Source organism: Paraburkholderia eburnea (genome assembly GCF_002917095.1).
In the GTDB taxonomy this organism is placed as follows: Bacteria; Pseudomonadota; Gammaproteobacteria; order Burkholderiales; family Burkholderiaceae; genus Paraburkholderia; species Paraburkholderia eburnea.
The window spans coordinates 309,662-327,532 of the sequence record NZ_PQGA01000006.1; the positions used below are offsets into that span (position 1 = coordinate 309,662).

At 65.7% G+C, this 17,871-nt stretch carries 13 protein-coding genes; 7 read left to right on the forward strand and 6 right to left on the reverse strand.

The window, feature by feature from the left end:
• The first annotated feature begins 45 nt into the window (after positions 1-45).
• The 3 genes from tkt to B0G62_RS14790 all read left to right on the forward strand — a co-directional run bounded on the left by tkt (position 46) and on the right by B0G62_RS14790 (position 5,322).
• Positions 46-2,097 carry a transketolase gene (gene tkt / locus B0G62_RS14780; protein ID WP_103704942.1) on the forward strand — a complete coding sequence of 684 codons (2,052 nt, stop codon included), beginning with the start codon at positions 46-48 and terminating at the stop codon, positions 2,095-2,097.
• Positions 2,098-2,798: 701 nt separating this feature from the next.
• Positions 2,799-4,271, forward strand: coding sequence for a circularly permuted type 2 ATP-grasp protein (locus tag B0G62_RS14785; RefSeq protein ID WP_103704943.1), 1,473 nt, complete (start codon positions 2,799-2,801; stop codon positions 4,269-4,271).
• A 79-nt stretch (positions 4,272-4,350) separates the two neighbouring features.
• Positions 4,351-5,322: an alpha-E domain-containing protein gene (locus B0G62_RS14790; RefSeq protein ID WP_103704944.1), complete on the forward strand. Its 972-nt coding sequence runs from the start codon at positions 4,351-4,353 to the stop codon at positions 5,320-5,322.
• A gap of 27 nt (positions 5,323-5,349) precedes the next feature.
• Here B0G62_RS14790 and B0G62_RS14795 read toward each other — a convergent pair whose 3' ends face one another.
• Together B0G62_RS14795 and B0G62_RS31275 are read right to left on the reverse strand one after the other, a co-directional pair.
• Complete coding sequence (locus tag B0G62_RS14795; protein WP_103704945.1) at positions 5,350-6,420, reverse strand: zinc-binding metallopeptidase family protein; 1,071 nt, start codon at positions 6,418-6,420, stop codon at positions 5,350-5,352.
• A gap of 22 nt (positions 6,421-6,442) precedes the next feature.
• The gene (locus tag B0G62_RS31275; RefSeq protein WP_146055289.1) at positions 6,443-6,652 is read right to left on the reverse strand and encodes a hypothetical protein; all 210 of its coding nucleotides are present in this window, start codon (positions 6,650-6,652) and stop codon (positions 6,443-6,445) included.
• On the opposite strand from B0G62_RS31275, the gene B0G62_RS14800 reads away from it, so the two are divergent.
• From B0G62_RS14800 to B0G62_RS14815, 4 genes are all read left to right on the forward strand, one after another.
• Positions 6,645-10,103: a transglutaminase family protein gene (locus B0G62_RS14800; protein WP_103704946.1), complete on the forward strand. Its 3,459-nt coding sequence runs from the start codon at positions 6,645-6,647 to the stop codon at positions 10,101-10,103. The two genes, B0G62_RS31275 and B0G62_RS14800, sit on opposite strands and share 8 nt — an antisense overlap.
• A gap of 81 nt (positions 10,104-10,184) precedes the next feature.
• On the forward strand, positions 10,185-12,851 hold the full coding sequence (locus tag B0G62_RS14805) for a circularly permuted type 2 ATP-grasp protein (RefSeq protein WP_103704947.1): 2,667 nt from the start codon (positions 10,185-10,187) through the stop codon (positions 12,849-12,851).
• Positions 12,848-13,732: a transglutaminase family protein gene (locus B0G62_RS14810; RefSeq protein ID WP_103704948.1), complete on the forward strand. Its 885-nt coding sequence runs from the start codon at positions 12,848-12,850 to the stop codon at positions 13,730-13,732. The genes B0G62_RS14805 and B0G62_RS14810 overlap by 4 nt, the downstream gene beginning before the upstream one ends.
• Before the next feature lie 66 nt (positions 13,733-13,798).
• Positions 13,799-14,287 (forward strand): cupin domain-containing protein, encoded by a 489-nt coding sequence (locus B0G62_RS14815; RefSeq protein WP_103704949.1) that lies wholly within the window; start codon positions 13,799-13,801, stop codon positions 14,285-14,287.
• Positions 14,288-14,327: 40 nt separating this feature from the next.
• Here the strand turns inward: B0G62_RS14815 and katG are convergent, their stop codons facing one another.
• From katG to B0G62_RS14830, 4 genes are all read right to left on the reverse strand, one after another.
• The gene (gene katG / locus B0G62_RS14820; protein ID WP_103704950.1) at positions 14,328-16,502 is read right to left on the reverse strand and encodes a catalase/peroxidase HPI; all 2,175 of its coding nucleotides are present in this window, start codon (positions 16,500-16,502) and stop codon (positions 14,328-14,330) included.
• Between the two features lie 90 nt (positions 16,503-16,592).
• On the reverse strand, positions 16,593-16,883 hold the full coding sequence (locus B0G62_RS14825) for a hypothetical protein (RefSeq protein WP_103704951.1): 291 nt from the start codon (positions 16,881-16,883) through the stop codon (positions 16,593-16,595).
• Between the two features lie 52 nt (positions 16,884-16,935).
• Positions 16,936-17,094, reverse strand: a complete 159-nt coding sequence (locus B0G62_RS31655) for a hypothetical protein (protein WP_167401257.1) — start codon at positions 17,092-17,094, stop codon at positions 16,936-16,938.
• Between the two features lie 72 nt (positions 17,095-17,166).
• On the reverse strand, positions 17,167-17,364 hold the full coding sequence (locus tag B0G62_RS14830) for a hypothetical protein (RefSeq protein WP_103704952.1): 198 nt from the start codon (positions 17,362-17,364) through the stop codon (positions 17,167-17,169).
• Between the last annotated feature and the right edge of the window lie 507 nt (positions 17,365-17,871).

Below are 17,871 nucleotides of genomic sequence, written 5' to 3' on the forward strand. Positions count from 1 at the left end.
CTCCTGGCTGTCAGCACGTCTGCAAACACGGAACAAGGAAGCCCCATGACCGAGCAAGCGACTCCTGCCCCTTCGCCGACGCACCCCGTACCGGCGCCTCGCGACCCGCATCTGCGCGCGATGGCGAACTGTATTCGCTTCCTGTCGATGGACGCGGTGCAGCAAGCCAACAGCGGCCACCCTGGCGCGCCGATGGGACTGGCCGATGTGGCCACGGTTCTCTTCAAGGATTTCATGCAATTCGACGCGTCCGATCCGCATTGGCTCGACCGCGACCGCTTCGTGCTGTCGAATGGCCATGCTTCGATGCTGCTCTATAGCCTGCTCTATCTGACCGGCTACCAGGACATGACCCTCGACGAGATCAAGCGCTTCAGGCAGGTCGGCAGCAAAACCGCCGGCCACCCGGAATATTCGCATGCCGAAGGAATCGAGCTAACCACCGGACCGTTGGGCCAGGGCATCGCGGAATCGGTCGGCATGGCGCTGGCCGAGCGCATCATGAACGCGCATTTCGGCGACGACCTGGTCAATCACCATACTTACGTCTTTCTCGGCGATGGTTGCCTGATGGAAGGCATCAGCCAGGAAGCCATTTCTCTGGCTGGCCATCTCAAACTGGGACGCCTGATCGCGTTCTGGGACAACAACTCGATTTCCATCGACGGCGCAACGAGTCTCGCCGTTTCCGACAACGAAATCGAACGCTTTCACGCCTCGGGCTGGCATGTGCTCGAAATCGACGGCCACGATACGGACGCCATCCGGCAGGCCATCGAGACTGCGCGTGCGACGCAGGACCGGCCGACCCTGATCGCCTGCAAGACCATCATCGGCTTCGGCTTTCCGACCAGGGCGGGCACGCAGAAGGCGCACAGCGACGCGCCTGGCGAGGCCGAAATCGCGGGCGCGCGCAATATTCTCGACTGGCACTCGCCGCCCTTCGAAATTCCCGACGATCTCTTGAAAGCGTGGCGCGAAGTGGGCGCAAAAGGCCGCGACGCGCGGCTCGCGTGGGCCGATCGCGTCAAAGCCGCGCCGCAGGCATTGCGCAGCGACTTCGAGCGCCGTACAGCAGGCAAGCTGCCGGAGAACTGGAAGAACGCGATCGTAGCGGCACGGCAAGCCTTCATTGCCGACGGCAAGGAGATGGCCACGCGCAAGGCCAGCGGCGATGTGCTCAATCATTTGTTCGACGCGATTCCGGAGTTGCTCGGCGGTTCCGCCGACCTCACCCCGTCGAACAACACAAAGACAAAGCAACAGGTCGAAATCAAACCCGGCCAGTACGCAGGCTCGTATGTCCACTACGGCGTGCGCGAACACGGCATGGCGGCCGCGATGAACGGCATCGCGCTGCATGGCGGCCTGATCCCTTACGGCGGCACATTCCTTTGCTTTTCCGATTATTGCCGCCCGGCGATTCGCTTGAGCGCGATGATGCGGGTGCGAACGATCTACGTGATGACACACGATTCGATCGGCCTTGGCGAAGACGGTCCGACACATCAGCCCGTCGAGCATCTGGCCGCGCTGCGCGCGATTCCGCAGCTTGCGGTTTATCGGCCAGGCGATGCGATCGAAACCGCGGAATGCTGGGAACTGATTCTGGAACAGCCGCGCCGCGCCGCGTTACTCGCGCTCTCGCGCCAGCCCTTGCCGCTGCTGCGCAATGAGGCGGACGGCGAAAACCGCAGCGCGCGCGGCGCGTACATTCTGCACGAAGCCGAAGGCGGCCCGCGTCAGGTTACCTTGCTCGCGACGGGTTCCGAACTTCAGCTCGCCGTGCAGGCGCGTGAGATTTTGCAAAGCGAAGGCGTGCCCACTGCGGTCGTGTCGATGCCGTGCCGTCTGCTGTTCGAAGAACAGGACAAGGCTTACAAACGCGCGGTGCTGGGCCACTCGCCCGCACGCGTGGCGGTGGAGGCCGCGGTCGAGTTGGGCTGGGATCGCTATATCGGTCCGGAGGGTCGATTCATCGGTATGCACAGTTTCGGCGAGTCCGGAAAGATCCAGGACGTATACGACAAATTCGGCATTACGACGGATGCTGTGGTGCGGGCCGCGCGCGAGATTTTGAAGGACATCGCAGTGTGATTCTCGACGGCCACGCGGGCGTGCGAGTCGAGGCAGGCACGCCCGCGTCGCGTTTACCGGAGCCCTTGTCATCATATTGAAACATCCGGCGCGTTTTATTCAGGTCAATAACACAACGCGCGTCGCGGCCGTCGACTGCGCGTATCGGGCGCCAGCCATCGCGCCGTTTCTTCGTCTTTCGTCGCCGCCTATTCGTCGCTCATGAACGCTCTTGCGATTCCGAACCGCCCCAACTCCCCTTCGATCGCCGTGGCCGCACGCACCATCTTCGCGCATGGCAGCCCGCCTTCTCCCATCCCGCCTTGGCATCGCGCATCGATTTAGTGCTTCGCCGGCGTCGAGCGCCGCAGACGCCGTCCGCTTCGATGCCTGACGCATCGTAAAAAGCGCACGCCGAACCCGCGCACGACCGCCTGGACCCGCACTACGGGACTTTGCGCGCATCGGCATGGAAGTTGCATAGCTACTTTTAGCCCGATCACCCAGCGTAGCGATAGCTGCAACGTGCACGACGTGCCAGTCGTGACGCCGTGCACCGATGTTTCGATCAGGCGAATCCGCTGACGAAAGCGCATGACGCGAATCGCCGGGCTTCAGACGTCACCGATCGAGAGCAGCACGCTTGCGCACAACAAGCCAGCGCTGGACAGGGCAAGACCTGCCAGGCATGGCGAACGAGAGCCGCGGACGGAAGAACGGATATGACGCAAACATTCTTCAACGAGATGTTCGAGTACGGGGAATTCGATGTACGGGGCGTGGCCGCGACGGCGTTTGCCGAAACCGGCGAGCCGCGCGTGCACTACCGCGAGTTCCTTGCCTGGATGCAGGCGCAGAGCGAGCAGCAGATGCACAAGAAGCGCGCGGAAGCCGACACGATCTTTCGCCGCGTGGGCATCACCTTCGCCGTCTATGGCGAAAAAGACGTCACCGGCGCGGGCACCGAGCGCACGATTCCCTTCGACGTGATCCCGCGCATCTTCCAGCGCGAGGAATGGACGCGTCTGGAGCGCGGGCTGCGCCAGCGCGTGAACGCGCTCAACCGCTTCATCCACGACATCTATCACGAGCAGGACATCGTGCGCGCGGGCATCGTTCCGGCCGACCAGATCCTGCGCAACGCGCAATATCGCCCTGAAATGCAGGGCGTCAACGTCGCGCGCGACATCTACGCGCATATCGCCGGCATCGACATCGTGCGCGCCGGCGAGGGCGAGTTCTACGTGCTCGAAGACAATCTGCGCGTGCCGTCCGGCGTCTCGTACATGCTGGAAAACCGCAAGATGATGATGCGGCTCTTTCCCGATCTGTTCGTGCGCAACCGCATTGCGCCCGTGGCCCATTATCCTGACCTGCTGCTCGACACCTTGCGCGCCGCCGCGCCCGCCGGCACGGACAATCCCACGGTCGTGCTGCTCACCCCCGGCATGTACAACTCGGCCTATTTCGAGCACGCGTTTCTCGCGCAGCAAATGGGCATCGAGCTGGTCGAAGGTCAGGACCTGTTCGTCGAGAACGATCATCTCTACATGCGCACGACGCAGGGACCGCAGCGCGTGGACGTGATCTATCGCCGCGTCGACGACGATTTTCTCGATCCGCTCGCCTTTCGCGCCGATTCGACGCTCGGCGCGGCGGGTCTGATGAACGTCTACCGCAAGGGCAACGTCACGCTCTGCAACGCGGTGGGCACCGGCGTCGCCGACGACAAGTCGATCTATCCCTACGTGCCCGACATGGTGCGTTTCTATCTGGGCGAAGAGCCGCTCCTGAACAACGTGCCCACCTGGATGTGCCGCAAGCCCGACGATCTGCGCTACGTGCTCGACCATCTGCCCGAACTGGTCGTCAAGGAAACGCACGGCGCGGGCGGCTACGGCATGCTGATCGGCCCGGCTTCGACGCGCGCGGAGATCGAGGACTTTCGCGCGGCGCTCGTCGCGAATCCGGATAAATACATCGCGCAGCCGACGCTCTCGCTGTCCACCTGCCCCACCTGGGTCGAAAGCGGCATCGCGCCGCGCCATATCGATCTGCGTCCCTTCGTGCTGTCGGGCCAGGAAGTGCGCATGGTGCCCGGCGGCCTCACGCGCGTCGCGCTGCGCGAGGGATCGCTGGTCGTCAATTCGTCTCAGGGCGGCGGCACGAAAGACACCTGGGTGCTCGAACGCTAGACGCCGGGAGCCTGAACAATCAGCTATCCGAACCATCCCATCTACCGTACGCACCGCCACGCGCCACACCGGAGGCCTCATGCTGAGCCGCACCGCCGAACATCTGTTCTGGATGACCCGTCACATAGCGCGTGCCGACCATCTCGCGCGACTGCTGGACGCCTGCTATCAGCGCTCGCTGCTGCCCGCGCCCGGCGAGGGCTCGCAGTCCGCCGCCAACGGCTGGCTCACGATACTCTCGACCGTGGGTCTGGCCGATCACTACCGGCTCTCGCACCACGATATCGAGCCGCGGGAGGCGATCGACTTTCTCGCCGTCGACGCGTCGAATCCGTCGTCGATCGTCAGCAGCCTGCGCTTTGCGCGCGAGAATGCGCGCGCGGTACGCGGCTGTCTGAGCGCCGAGTTGTGGGAAACGCTCAACGCCACCTGGCTCGATCTGCAGCGCCTCATCGCGGACGGCCTGCACGAGCACGATCCGTATGCGTTCTTCGAATGGGTCAAGCAGCGCCTCCATCTCACGCGCGGCGTGCAACTGGCCGCGCCGGTGCAGAACGAAACGTCCGGCTTCCTGCACCTTGGCGCCTGCATGGAGCGCGCGGACCATATGGCGCGCACGCTCGAAGCTCACTGCGAAGCCTTGCAGCACACGTTCGACTATCACGGCGCGAATGCGCTGCTGCGCGCCGTATCGGCGCATGACGCCTACCGCGAGGTTTATCGCGACGCCATCGCGCCCGCGCGCATCGCCGCACTGCTGATCCAGTGCCAGGAATGGCCGGGGTCGCTTGCCGCGAGTCTCGAAGAAGTCCGCCGTCTGGCCGTGCGGCTGCGCAACGGGCAATCGGCGCAGACCGAGCGGCTCGCGTCGCAGTTGTGCGAGGAAGTGCGCCAGGCGCCGTTGCAGGAATGGTTTGCCAGCGCGCAGGGCGGCGGCGCACTGCGCGCGTGGCTCGTCGCGCTGATCGCGCGCGTGAACGAACTCGCGCGCCGCGTGGGTCGCGATCTCGTGCGCCCCGCCATTCCCGAGCCCGTCGCGGCCGCCGCCTGACACGCCCGGGACTGGAAAAACCGGAAATCAGGGCTGCGCCGCCGCCGAGATCACGCGATGAACGAAACGCAACTTGTCGATGACGGGCGAAGGCAGCGCGAACGGATAGCCGTCCGGCATGCCGAGGCTGCGGTTCAGGCTGTTGAGCGCATAGGTCAGCGCAAACCAGCGCGCCTTCAGGTTGTCGAAACTGGCTTCGTCAACGGGCGTCTGGTCGTTCAGCACCGGCTCGTCGGGACTGTCGGGCAGCAGCGCGAGACCGCAGGCCGCCGCCGTGTCGAGCGTATCGACGAGATGCAGATAGTGCGCCCAGGTCTCCGCCCAGTCCTCCCACGGATGCACCGACGCATAGGCGCTCACGTGACGCTCGGCCCAGTCGGGCGCGGGGCCGTCGGCATAGTGCGCGGCCAGCGCGGCGGCGTAATCGGCGCGCTCGTCGCCAAAGCGCGCGCGAAACGGTTCGAGCCAGCGCGTGCCGGCCACCAGCCGGTCGAAATAATAATGGCCGACCTCGTGCCGGAAATGCCCCAGCAAGGTGCGATACGGCTCATGCAGCGAAACGCGCGTGCTTTCGCGATGCGCATCGTCGGCTTCGGCGATGTTCATGGTGATGAGACCGTGATCGTGTCCGGTGAGCACCGGCTGGCCGTCGCCCATTGCTTCGAGAAACTCGAATTGCAGGCCGTTTTCGGGATCTTCGGTGCGCGTCTTCAGCGGCAGGCCCAGCGCGTCGAGCGTGTAGAGCAGCCGCCGCTTGGCCACCTCCAGCCGATACCAGTAGAGGCGGTTTTCCGGCCGCGTCAGGTCGGGAATCGTGCGCGTGTACTGGCAGGCGCGGCACAGCGTATCGGCGGCGTGCGCCTCGTCGTCGGGGATCATGCCGTTGCAGACGTTTTCGACCGCATAGTTGTGGCACTGGCGAAACAGCGCGCCCTGCGCGTCGGCGTGCAGACTGCGCCAGCGCCCTTCGCCCGCGTCCTCGAAGGCATGCATCTCCCCGCTTTGCGGCACATAGCCCAGGCGCGAATCGCAGCGCTCGCAGCGGTCGTTTTCGAAGAACACCAGTTGATTGCAGTGGTCGCAGTGAAACGTCTTCATGGCCGCTTTCCTGTTGGTGCCGTTACCGGCGCGTTATCGACGCCCAGGCCGCCTGGGCAAACAGCCGGAGCACGCCGCGTGCCGCGCGGGTTGCGCGGGTCGTATTGCTGCCTTCATCGCCGCATTCATCGCCGCATTCATTGTCATCGGCATCACTCGCGCCCCGCGCATCATGGGCGCGCGTCCTGTCCTTCAATCCATCCCTGTCGAACGAGGAGTCGGGTGTGTCCATCCGTGTCGCGTTAAACCATGTCACGCAGTATCGCTATGACCGGCTCGTGCGTCTCGCGCCCCATGTGGTGCGCCTGCGCCCCGCGCCGCACTGCCGCACGCCCATCCTCTCGTATTCGATGCGCGTGGAGCCCGCCGATCATTTCGTGAACTGGCAGCAGGATCCATTCGCCAACTATCAGGCGAGACTCGCCTTTCCGGAACCGACCCGCGAATTTCGCGTGACGGTCGATCTGGTCGCGGAAATGGCCGTCTACAATCCATTCGACTTTTTCCTCGATCCGAGCGCCGAGCAGTTCCCCTTCGCCTACGCGCCGGAACTGGCCACCGAACTCGCGCCGTATCTGGTGCGCAGCGAGCCGACGCCGCGCTTCGCCGCCTTCGTCGAGAGCATCGACCGGACGCCGCGCGTGACGATCGATTTTCTCGTCGAGTTGAACCAGCGGCTGCAGCGCGAGATCGGCTACCTCATCCGCATGGAGCCGGGCGTGCAGACGCCCGAGGAAACGCTGGTAAAAGGCTCGGGCTCGTGCCGCGACTCCGGCTGGCTGCTGGTGCAGACGCTGCGGCAACTGGGTCTTGCGGCGCGTTTCGTGTCGGGCTATTTGCTCCAGCTCACGCCCGACGTCAAGGCGATCGACGGCCCGCAAGGCGCCGAAGCCGATTTCACCGACCTGCACGCCTGGTGCGAAGTCTATCTGCCGGGCGCGGGCTGGATCGGCCTCGATCCGACTTCGGGCCTGCTGGCAGGCGAAGGCCATATTCCCGTCGCCTGTACGCCGGAGCCGGGCAGCGCCGCGCCCATCTCCGGGTCGCTGGACGACTGCGAGGTCGAGTTCGAGCACTCGATGACCATCACGCGCGTGCAGGAGACGCCGCGCGTGACGCTGCCCTATACCGACGAGCAATGGGCGCAGATGCAGGCGATGGGCGCCCAGGTGGACGCCGCGCTCGACGCCTCGGACGTGCGCCTGACGATGGGCGGCGAGCCGACCTTCGTATCGGCGAACGATCGCGACGCGCCCGAGTGGAACACGGAAGCGCTCGGCCCGACCAAACGCCGCTACGCCATCGCGCTGATGGACAAGCTGCGCCGGCAGTATGGCGCGCTCGGCTTTCTGCATATCGGCCAGGGGAAGTGGTATCCGGGCGAGCAACTGCCGCGCTGGGCGCTCTCGCTTTACTGGCGCACCGACGGCGAGGCGTGCTGGCACGATCCGTCGCTGTTCGCCGACGAGCGCACGAGCACGCATCACACGGCCGCCGACGCGCAGCGCTTCCTTGGCCATCTCGCCGCCAAGCTCGCGGTCGATCCCGGCCACGTGCAGCCGGGCTACGAGGACACCTGGTATTACCTGTGGCGCGAACGCCGCCTGCCCGTGAACGTCGATCCGTTCGACTCGCGTCTGGACGACGAGCTTGAGCGCGCGCGCCTGCGCCGCGTGTTCGACGCCGGCCTCGATACGGTCACCGGCTACGTGCTGCCGCTCGCGCGCGAGCAGGCGTCGCCCGCCTTGCAAGGGCCGCGCTGGGTCAGCGGCCCGTGGTTCTTCCGCGACGAGCGCATGTACCTGATCCCCGGCGATTCGCCGATGGGCTACCGGTTGCCGCTCGACTCGCTGCCGTGGGTCTCGGAAGGCGATTATCCGTGGCAGCTCGCGCACGATCCGTTCGCCGCACCCGCGCCGCTGCGCAGCGCCGCCGCACTGCGCATGCAGTATCGGGGCGAAGGCGCGGCGGCTGACGCGGCCGGGGCGGCGGCATCGGCAGGATCGTCGGCCCCGGACGCAACCGGCTTGCAAGCCGCCGACACCACCCGCGTGCCCGCGCGCGGCGAATCGGCGGCCTGGATTCACCGCACGGCGCTGTGCGTCGAAGTGCGCAACCCTGCCCGCGCCGCCGGCCCGCAAACCGAAACCGCCTCGTTCGGCAGCGGGCAAGGCCAGCTCCATGTCTTCATGCCGCCGCTTGCCGCGCTCGACGATTACCTCGACCTGCTCGCCGCCGTCGAAGCCACGGCCGCCGATCTAGCCCTGCCCGTCGTGATCGAGGGCTATCCGCCGCCGCGCGACCCGCGCCTGAAGATGCTCCAGGTCACGCCCGACCCCGGCGTGATCGAGGTGAACATTCACCCCTCGGCGAACTGGAACGAACTGGTCGAGCGCACCGAATTCCTCTACCAGGCCGCGCACGAAACCGCGCTGTCCACCGAGAAGTTCATGCTCGACGGCCGCCACACCGGCACCGGCGGCGGCAATCATCTGGTGCTGGGGGGCGCCACGCCCGCCGACAGCCCGTTCCTGCGCCGCCCCGATCTGCTCGCGAGCCTGGTGGCCTACTGGCACAACCATCCGTCGCTGTCCTACCTGTTCTCGGGCCTGTTCATCGGCCCGACGAGCCAGGCGCCGCGCGTAGACGAGGCGCGCAACGACCAGGTCTACGAGCTTGACATCGCTTTCGCCGAAATCCAGCGTCAGGTCGATCTGCTGCGCGGTTACAGCGCGCCGGGTGAGGCAGACGGCGCCCGCGTGCCGCCGTGGCTGATCGACCGCACGCTGCGCAACATCCTGATCGACGTAACCGGCAACACGCACCGCGCCGAATTCTGCATCGACAAGCTCTATTCGCCTGACGGCCCCACGGGCCGCCTCGGTCTGCTGGAGCTGCGCGGCTTCGAAATGCCGCCGCACGCGCGCATGAGTCTCGCGCAGCAACTGCTGCTGCGCGCGCTGGTCGCGCGTTTCTGGGCCAAGCCGTACACGCAGGGCCTCACGCGCTGGGGCACGGCGCTGCACGACCGCTTCATGCTCTCGACGTTCGTGCGCATGGATTTCGACGATGTGCTCGCCGAAACCACGGCGGCGGGCTTCGCCCTCGACGCCGCCTGGTTCGCGCCGCACTTCGAATTCCGCTTTCCGCTGGTCGGCGAATTGCACACGAGCGGCATCGCGCTCACGCTGCGCCACGCGCTCGAACCGTGGCACGTGATGGGCGAGGAAGGCGCGGCGGGCACCACGGTACGCTATGTGGATTCGTCGGTGGAGCGGCTGGAGGTGAGCGTGCTGGGCATCAACGAAAGCCGCCATCTCGTCACCGTCAATGGCCGCGCGCTGCCGCTGCAGCCGACCGGCCGCGCGGGCGAAAGCGTGGCGGGCGTGCGCTATCGCGCATGGCAGCAGCCGACCTCGCTGCATCCGACCATCGGCGTGCACGCGCCGCTCACCATCGACATCGTCGATAGCTGGAGTGGCCGCGCGATCGGCGGATGCCAGTATCATGTTGCGCATCCGGGCGGCCGCAGTTACGAGACCTTCCCGGTCAACGCCTACGAGGCGGAAAGCCGGCGGCGCGCGCGCTTCTTCACGAGCGGGCACACGCCGGGACCGATCGACGCCGCGCCGCCCACGCGCAGCCTCGAATTTCCTTTCACGCTGGATTTGCGGCAGCCTTAAAGCGGTTATTCGCCGTTTTTGCCGCTTTTATCACCTGGCCCCACTGCGAACGCGCCCGGAAGACGGGCGCGCCACATCATCTTGCCGACCCAGACCACCCTGCCTTTCGATGCCGCCGCCCACGACGAAGAGGCGCGCGCGCCGCTGCGCACCTTACCGGTGCGCAGCGGGCACTGGGACGAGCTGAGCGCGCCGGAGGGCGGCCTGCGCGAGCCGTGGCAGCAGTTCTTCGGCCTGCTCGACGAGGCGGGCGTGGCGGGCCTGGACAGCGCGGAGGCGTCGGTGGCGCGCCAGGTCCGCGAAAACGATATCACCTATAACGTCTACGCCGACCGGGGCGGCCCGCGTCCGTGGGCGCTCGACGTGCTGCCGCTCATCATCGGCGAGGACGAATGGGCGCTGATCGAGCGTGGCGTGGCGCAGCGCGCACGCCTGCTCAACGAGATCGTCGCCGATGTCTACGGGCCGCAAACGCTGCTCGCACGCGGCCTGCTGCCGCCCGCACTGGTGTTCGGCCATCCGGGCTATCTGCGCGCCGTCAAAGGCTTCGTGCCGCCCGACCGGCAATACCTGCAGATCGTCGCGCTGGATCTCGCGCGCTCGCCCGCCGGGCAGTGGACGGTGGTGTCGCATCGCACGGAAGCGCCTTCGGGCCTCGGTTATCTGCTGGAAAACCGCCTGATCGTGTCCAGCCTGTTCGCCGAGCCGTTTCGCGCGATGCGCGTGCACCGGCTCGCGCCCTCGTACTCGCAACTGGTCGCGACGCTCGCGGCCGCCGCGCGTACGCTGATGGGCCATGGCCCTGACGACGCGCGCGGCGCGAACGCCTCGCCGCATATCGTGCTGCTCACGCCGGGGCCGTTCAGCGAGACCTATTTCGAGCACGTCTTTCTCGCGCGCTACCTCGGCCTCACGCTGGTCGAGGGCAAAGACCTGACCGTGCGCAACGATATGCTCTACCTCAAGACGCTCGGTGGGCTTGAACGCGTGCATGCCGTGCTGCGGCGTCTGGACGACACCTTCTGCGACCCTGTCGAGCTGCGCGCCGATTCGACCATCGGCGTACCCGGCCTGCTCCAGGTGATGCGCGCGGGCAATGTGATGGTGTCGAACGTGCCGGGCGCGGGTTTCGCCGAATCGCCCGCGCTGCATGGGTTCATGCCCGCGATGGCGCAGGCGCTGCTCGGCGAGCCGCTGGCGCTGCCGGGCGTGGCGACCTGGTGGTGCGGCGAGGACGCCGCGTGGCACGACGCCCAGGCGCAATTGAGCGACGCCCTGCTGCTGCCGACCTGGCCGCGCGGCCAGCCGGGTGGACAGCCCGGCACCGCCGGCACGCCGCCGGGCCTGGCCGCCGGACCGCAATCGCTGGCCGGCTGGCGCGAGCGCATCGAGCGAATGCCCGACGCCTTCACGATCCAGCAGCCGCTGCGCTACAGCTACACGCCGCGCTACGAGAGCGGCGCGGGGATGCTCGGCGCGCGCCCCGCCGTGCTGCGCGTCTACGCCATCGCCGACCCGCAATGCGGCTGGCGCGTGCTGCCGGGCGGCTTCACGCGCCTCGCCGCCGAGCACCAGGAATCGGTGTCGATGCAGGCGGGCGGCAGCAGCGTCGACACCTGGGTGCTGTCGAGCCAGCCCGGCACGGCCTTCTCGATGCTGCCGCGGCCGATGCAGCCCGGCGACCTGCGCCGCGAGCAGCGCCGCGTGCCGAGCCGCGCCGCCGAAAACCTGTTCTGGGCCGGCCGCTACGGCGAGCGCGCCGAAAATGGCGTGCGCCTGTGCCGCCTGATCCTCGGCTCGCTCGAAGGCAGCGACGCCGGCGAACTGTCCGGCACCTTCATCGAACTGGCCGCCGCAAGCGGCCTCGTGCCGTCCGCGAGCGGCGACGTGCGGCGTGGACTCGACGCGTTCGAGCGCGTGCTGGTGGCCAATCTGCACGAGAACGCGCGCACCGCCAGCATCGGCCAGACGCTCGCCGGCCAGGCCTATGCGTGCGGGGAAATTCGCGGCCGCCTGTCGAGCGATCACTGGCGCAACGTGCTGGCCTCGCGCAACGACTTCCGCGACGCGCTTCAAGCGCTGTCGCTTGTGCCTGCGTCTGCGTCGTCATCTGCGCGCGACGACGGCGTCACGCCGCTGCGCCGCGCCGCGCCCTACGACCGCGTGGCGCTGATCCGCGCGCTCGACGCGCTGACGACGCAACTGAGCGCCATCAGCGGCTGCCAGGGCGACCGCATGACCCGCGACGAGGCGTGGCGCCTGCTGTTCGCCGGGCGTCACATCGAACGCGTCGCCGCGATGGCCACGATGCTGCGCATCGCCGCGCAGGAGCGCACGCTCACCACGCCCGCCGGCTTCGACGTCATGCTGCAACTGTTCGACAGCACGCTCACCTATCGCTCGCTCTATCCTGGACGCCTCGAAGTGCCCGCCCTGCTCGACCTGATCGTGACCGATCCGACCAATCCTCGCGGCCTCTATGGCGTGTATGGGCGCTTGCGCACGCGCCTCGACGAAATCGCGCAGGCCGCGGGCGGCCCGCGCCGCGAGCCGTTCGCCGCGCAGCTTGCGCCCATCGAGGCACTACCCACGCTCGAAGACCTCTGCGAACCCGGCGACGACGACCGCTATCCCGCGCTCGTCGCGCTGTGCGACAGCCTGGCCGCGCGCATGGCCGCCACGTCGAACGAAATCAGCGCGCGCTGGTTCAGCCACGCCACGCCGCCCGCCGCGCAGGTGTGGTCATGAGCGGCACGCGTTTGACGGTCACGCACCGCACGACGTATCGCTATTCGACGCTCGTCGAAACCGCACAGCATCTCGCGACGATCACACCGCTTGAATTGCCGTGGCAGCGCGTGCTCGCGCATCGATCGGCGATCGAACCGGCGCCGTCGTATCAGACGAGCCGATGCGATGCGTTCGGCAATGAAGTGCTGTATTTTTCGTTCGACGCGCCGCATAGCGATCTGCAGATGACGAGCGAAACGACCGTGCTGCTGGCGCCGCGTTACGAGACGCTCGACGTTGCGGCTGCGCCCGCGTGGGAAAGCGTGGCTCATGCGCTGCGTTATGAAGCGGGCGGCGCATTTCATCCGGAGTCCGAATTTTGTTTCGCGTCACCGAACATTGCCTTGCTGCCCTCGTTGCGCGCGTATGCGCTTGAGAGTTTCGAGCCGGATGCAAGTGTGCTGGATGGCGCGATCGATCTGATGCATCGCATTCACGCGGACTTTGCTTACCGTCCAACGGCGACGGCTTTCGATACGCCCGCCGCGCGCGCATTCGAGCTGCGCCACGGTGTATGCCAGGATTTTGCTCAGGTGATGATTGGCTGTCTGCGCTCGATAGGGCTGGCGGCGCGTTATGTCAGCGGTTATCTGCGCAACGATCCGCCTGCGGGCGCGCCGCCGATGATCGGCGCCGATGCATCGCATGCGTGGGTGTCGCTTTACGTGCCGACGGTGGGCTGGGTCGATCTCGATCCGACCAACCATGTGCTAGCCGATCAAGGGCATGTGACGCTGGCTATCGGCCGTGATTACACGGATGTTTCGTTGTTGCGCGGTGTGATTCTGGGTGGTGGCGCGCATGAGGTTGATGTCGCGGTGCGGGTTAAGGCGGAGTGAGACTGAAAGTTCAGCGAATACAGCCTTATGCAATACTGCCCCACCGACCTGACCGGAGGAGCCCCTATGCAACGCCCCAGCTTCATCAAGCATTGGACCCTGCTGGAGGAACCGGACGCCGGCCACTACGCCAACGACACGGAACGGATGGGCCTGGATGCGCCTCTGTCCCAGAAGCTCGGCTTGACCCGTTTCGGCATTCATCACATACGGTTGCTGCCAGGACGCAGAACGTCCTACCCGCACGCCGAAAGCGCCGAAGAAGAGTTCGTCCATGTAGTCGAGGGCACGCCGGATGTGTGGATCGACGGCCATCTGCACCGCCTTCAGCCCGGCGACTCCGTGGGGTTTCCCGCAGGCACGGGCATCTGCCACAGCTTCCTGAACAACACGCGCGAGGAAGTGCGCCTGATCGTGATCGGCGAAACGCCGAAGCCCGAGAATCGCATTCGCTATCCGCTCAACGCGAGCTACGAATCGACGCGCAAAGACAAATGGACCGACTGGCCGGACAGGCCACTCGGTCCACATGACGGAAAAGCGAAGGTCGAATAGATCGATCAAGTCGATCCGCGACCTTCGCAACCGCTCAGACTCAGGCCAGATCGAAGCGATCGAGGTTCATCACCTTCGTCCAGGCGGCGACGAAGTCCTTGACGAACTTCTCTTTTGCGTCGGCGCTCGCATAGACTTCCGCGAGCGCGCGCAACACGGCGTTCGAACCGAACACCAGATCGGCGCGCGTAGCCGTGTACTTCACTTCGCCGCTCTTGCGCCCACGCCCTTCAAAGCGTTCCGCCGACGCATCGACCGGCTTCCAGGCCGTGCCCATGTCCAGCAGATTGACGAAGAAGTCGTTGCTGAGCACGCCGGGCTTATCGGTCAGCACGCCGTCCTTGCTGCCGTCGGCATTGGCGCCCAGCACGCGCAGGCCGCCAATCAGCACGGTCAGTTCCGGCGCGGTGAGCGTGAGTTGCTGCGCCTTGTCGATCAGCAGCGTTTCGGTCGAGGGGCCGTCCTGCACGCTGCGATAGTTGCGGAATCCATCGGCCTTCGGTTCGAGCACGTTCACCGCTTCCACATCGGTCTGATCCTGGCGCGCATCCACGCGTCCCGCCGCGAAGGGCACGGACACCTTCACGCCCGCCGCTTCAGCGGCCTGTTCGATACCGACCACGCCGGCCAGCACGATCACATCGGCCAGCGACGCCTTGCCCGACGCCTGCTGGATCGCCTGAAGTTTCGGCAGCACGGCAACCGCCGCCTTGTTCACGTCCCAGTCCTTCTGCGGCGCGAGCGCAATGCGCGCGCCGTTGGCGCCGCCGCGCTTGTCGCCGCCACGGAACGTCGATGCCGACGCCCACGCGACAGAAACCAGTTCGCTGACCGACAGGCCCGACGCGGCGATCTTCGCCTTCAGATCGGCGATATCGGCGGCGCTCGGGTGATGCGCCGGTGCCGGCAGCGGATCTTGCCAGAGCAGATCCTGCGCGGGCACTTCCGGGCCGAGGTAGCGTGCCTTCGGGCCCATGTCGCGGTGAGTCAGCTTGAACCATGCACGCGCGAACGCTTCGCTGAACGCCTGCGGATCGTCGAGGAAACGACGCGAAATCTTCTCGAATTCCGGATCGAAACGCAGCGTGAGGTCGGTGACCAGCATGGTCGGCTTGCGCTTCTTCGACGGGTCGAACGGATCGGGGATGATCTCCGGCGCGTCCTTGGCCTCGAACTGGATCGCGCCAGCCGGGCTGCGCGTCTGCACCCATTCGTACTTGAAGAGGTTTTCGAAGAAGTGGTTGCTCCACTGCGTGGGCGTCTGCGTCCAGACCACTTCGAGGCCCGAGGTGATCGCATCCGCGCCCGCGCCCGAGCCATAACCGCTGGCCCACCCGAGGCCCTGCGCTTCGAGCGGCGAGGCTTCCGGGTCCTTGCCCACGTTCTCCGCCGAACCGGCGCCGTGAGTCTTGCCGAGGGTGTGGCCGCCGGCGATCAGCGCGACGATTTCCTCATCGTCCATCGCCATGTTGCCGAACGTCGCGCGAATCGCGGGTGCCGCCGACACCGGATCGCCGCTGGCGTTCGGACCTTCGGGGTTCACGTAGATCAGGCCCATTTCCGTGGCCGAGAGCGGGTTCTTCGCCAGCGTCTCCGGATTGCGGTGCATGAGCCAGGTCTTTTCGGTGCCCCAGTTCACATCCATGTCCGGTTCCCAAACGTCTTCGCGGCCAGCCGCGAAACCGAAGGTGCGGAAGCCCGCGTTTTCCAGCGCGACGTTACCGGCCAGCACGATCAGGTCGGCCCAGGAAATCTTCTGGCCGTACTTCTGCTTGACCGGCCACAGCAGGCGGCGCGCCTTGTCGAGGCTGACGTTATCGGGCCAGGAATTGAGCGGCGCAAAGCGTTGCTGGCCACGGCCCGCACCGCCACGGCCATCGGCCACGCGGTAGGTGCCGGCGCTATGCCAGGCCATGCGGATAAAGAGGCCGGCGTAGCTGCCCCAGTCGGCGGGCCACCACTCCTGCGAGTCGGTCAGCGTCTGGCGCAGATCGGACTTGAGTGCGCTGTAGTCGAGCTTCTTGAACTCCGCGCGATAGTCAAAGCTTTCGCCTAACGGGTTCGAACGGTTGGAATGCTGGTTGAGCAGATCGACGCGCAACTGGTTGGGCCACCAGTCGAGATTCGCAGTGCCGCCGCCGGCAATCGGCTTCGCAGCAGCATGGAACGGGCATTTTGCTTCATCGGGCGTGGGTGTATCGATGGGCGTGCTCATGTGTACTCCATTCGCGTGGGGAAAACGCCCTAATATAGCCGTTACTGAAAACAGACCCCAATTGAACGTCTGTATGTGAGCGATAGGTCCTCAATACACCGAAGCCAGCGAGCGCGTTGCGGGCCTCGCCGCCGTCGTTGATTGCCCGTCTTGCCGTGCGCTTTCCAGACGGTCGAGGCGGCCAAGCAGTTCCTTCGCCTGTTTGTCGATATGCATCGGCAATAGCGGCATGACCTGGATCGCCCTCACCCGCGCGCGCCAATAACCCAGACTGATCACGGCGTTGACCTCGGTCTGGCGCACGAAGTCGGCCGAACGCTCCAGATAGCCGAGAACATTGCGGATGTGCTGCAGATCCCGCTCTGCAAATTCAAAGCTCACGATGGATTCCCCGTTATTGGTATCGGTTTGAACCGTGCGTTGGCGTCAGCCTTTACCGGCGCGAGCGCGACCACTGCAGCCACTCGTGATGGTCTAGATTGCGCAGAAGATCGGCGCGCCGACGTTCGCGGCGATAATGCGCGACGACACCCACTGCAGCGATGAAGAGCACGATGGTGCCCACGCTCATACCCAGCCAGGACTGTTCCACTTCAGCCTCCTCGGGTTATCCGTCGTTTTTCCCGGACTGCGGCCGCGCTTGCATGGACGGCAAGCAGCGCGTTTATGCAGCGCGTGCAAAAGCCCGCAGAACGGCGTCGCCACGCGCGGTCACACGCAGCAACGGCTGCCCGGATTCCGGCGGCTCGATCTCGACCAGGTGCAGATCGCAAAGCGTCCCGAGTTCGAGACAGTCAGGCTCGATGCGCTCGGTTGCAGCCTTGAGCAGCAGTAATGTGGAAAGTTCGTGATGACTCAGCATGGCGTCTCCTGCGCCAGCATCGGACGCGCTGCTGCATCTGCATTCGCGGGCATGGATAGCCATGCATCGTGCGAGGTGGCAAAGTGATTTTTATCAGGATTACTCATGAACAGGCTCCAGGGGAGTCGTCAACAGACCTGGCCGCTGCCACTGCGGCCGATGACCGGTAGGGCGTTCAAACGCCACTTTCGCCGATTTAGAGATTTCATTCTAACTTTGTTAAATCGTGCTTTTTATGACCCACTATCCAGGACATTCCCCAATGTCCTCTCAAGATCTCCTGAGCGTTGCCGTCTTGCGGGCTGATGAATACGTTTTAGCGGATGAAAAAAGAACATCCGGTCGAAAATGCACCGGATGTTTTTTCGAGGGGCTTTCACCCGACACTTATTTGCCCGCGTTCTCCGCGATGATGCGGGCGATTTCCGCATCGGCTTCGTCGCCGTACTTCTCGAACACGTCGGTCTGATAGACCGTGTTCTGCGCGTTGCCGAGCTGGCTGCCCGT

What these genes read in the sequence shown, in the direction of transcription:
- B0G62_RS14830 (WP_103704952.1), bottom strand. Translation starts at nt 17,364, where the DNA reads ATGCTGAGTCATCACGAACTTTCCACATTACTGCTGCTCAAGGCTGCA.
- katG (WP_103704950.1), bottom strand. Translation starts at nt 16,502, where the DNA reads ATGAGCACGCCCATCGATACACCCACGCCCGATGAAGCAAAATGCCCG.
- B0G62_RS14790 (WP_103704944.1), top strand. Translation starts at nt 4,351, where the DNA reads ATGCTGAGCCGCACCGCCGAACATCTGTTCTGGATGACCCGTCACATA.
- tkt (WP_103704942.1), top strand. Translation starts at nt 46, where the DNA reads ATGACCGAGCAAGCGACTCCTGCCCCTTCGCCGACGCACCCCGTACCG.
- B0G62_RS14810 (WP_103704948.1), top strand. Translation starts at nt 12,848, where the DNA reads ATGAGCGGCACGCGTTTGACGGTCACGCACCGCACGACGTATCGCTAT.
- B0G62_RS31275 (WP_146055289.1), bottom strand. Translation starts at nt 6,652, where the DNA reads ATGGACACACCCGACTCCTCGTTCGACAGGGATGGATTGAAGGACAGG.
- B0G62_RS14795 (WP_103704945.1), bottom strand. Translation starts at nt 6,420, where the DNA reads ATGAAGACGTTTCACTGCGACCACTGCAATCAACTGGTGTTCTTCGAA.
- B0G62_RS14785 (WP_103704943.1), top strand. Translation starts at nt 2,799, where the DNA reads ATGACGCAAACATTCTTCAACGAGATGTTCGAGTACGGGGAATTCGAT.
- B0G62_RS14815 (WP_103704949.1), top strand. Translation starts at nt 13,799, where the DNA reads ATGCAACGCCCCAGCTTCATCAAGCATTGGACCCTGCTGGAGGAACCG.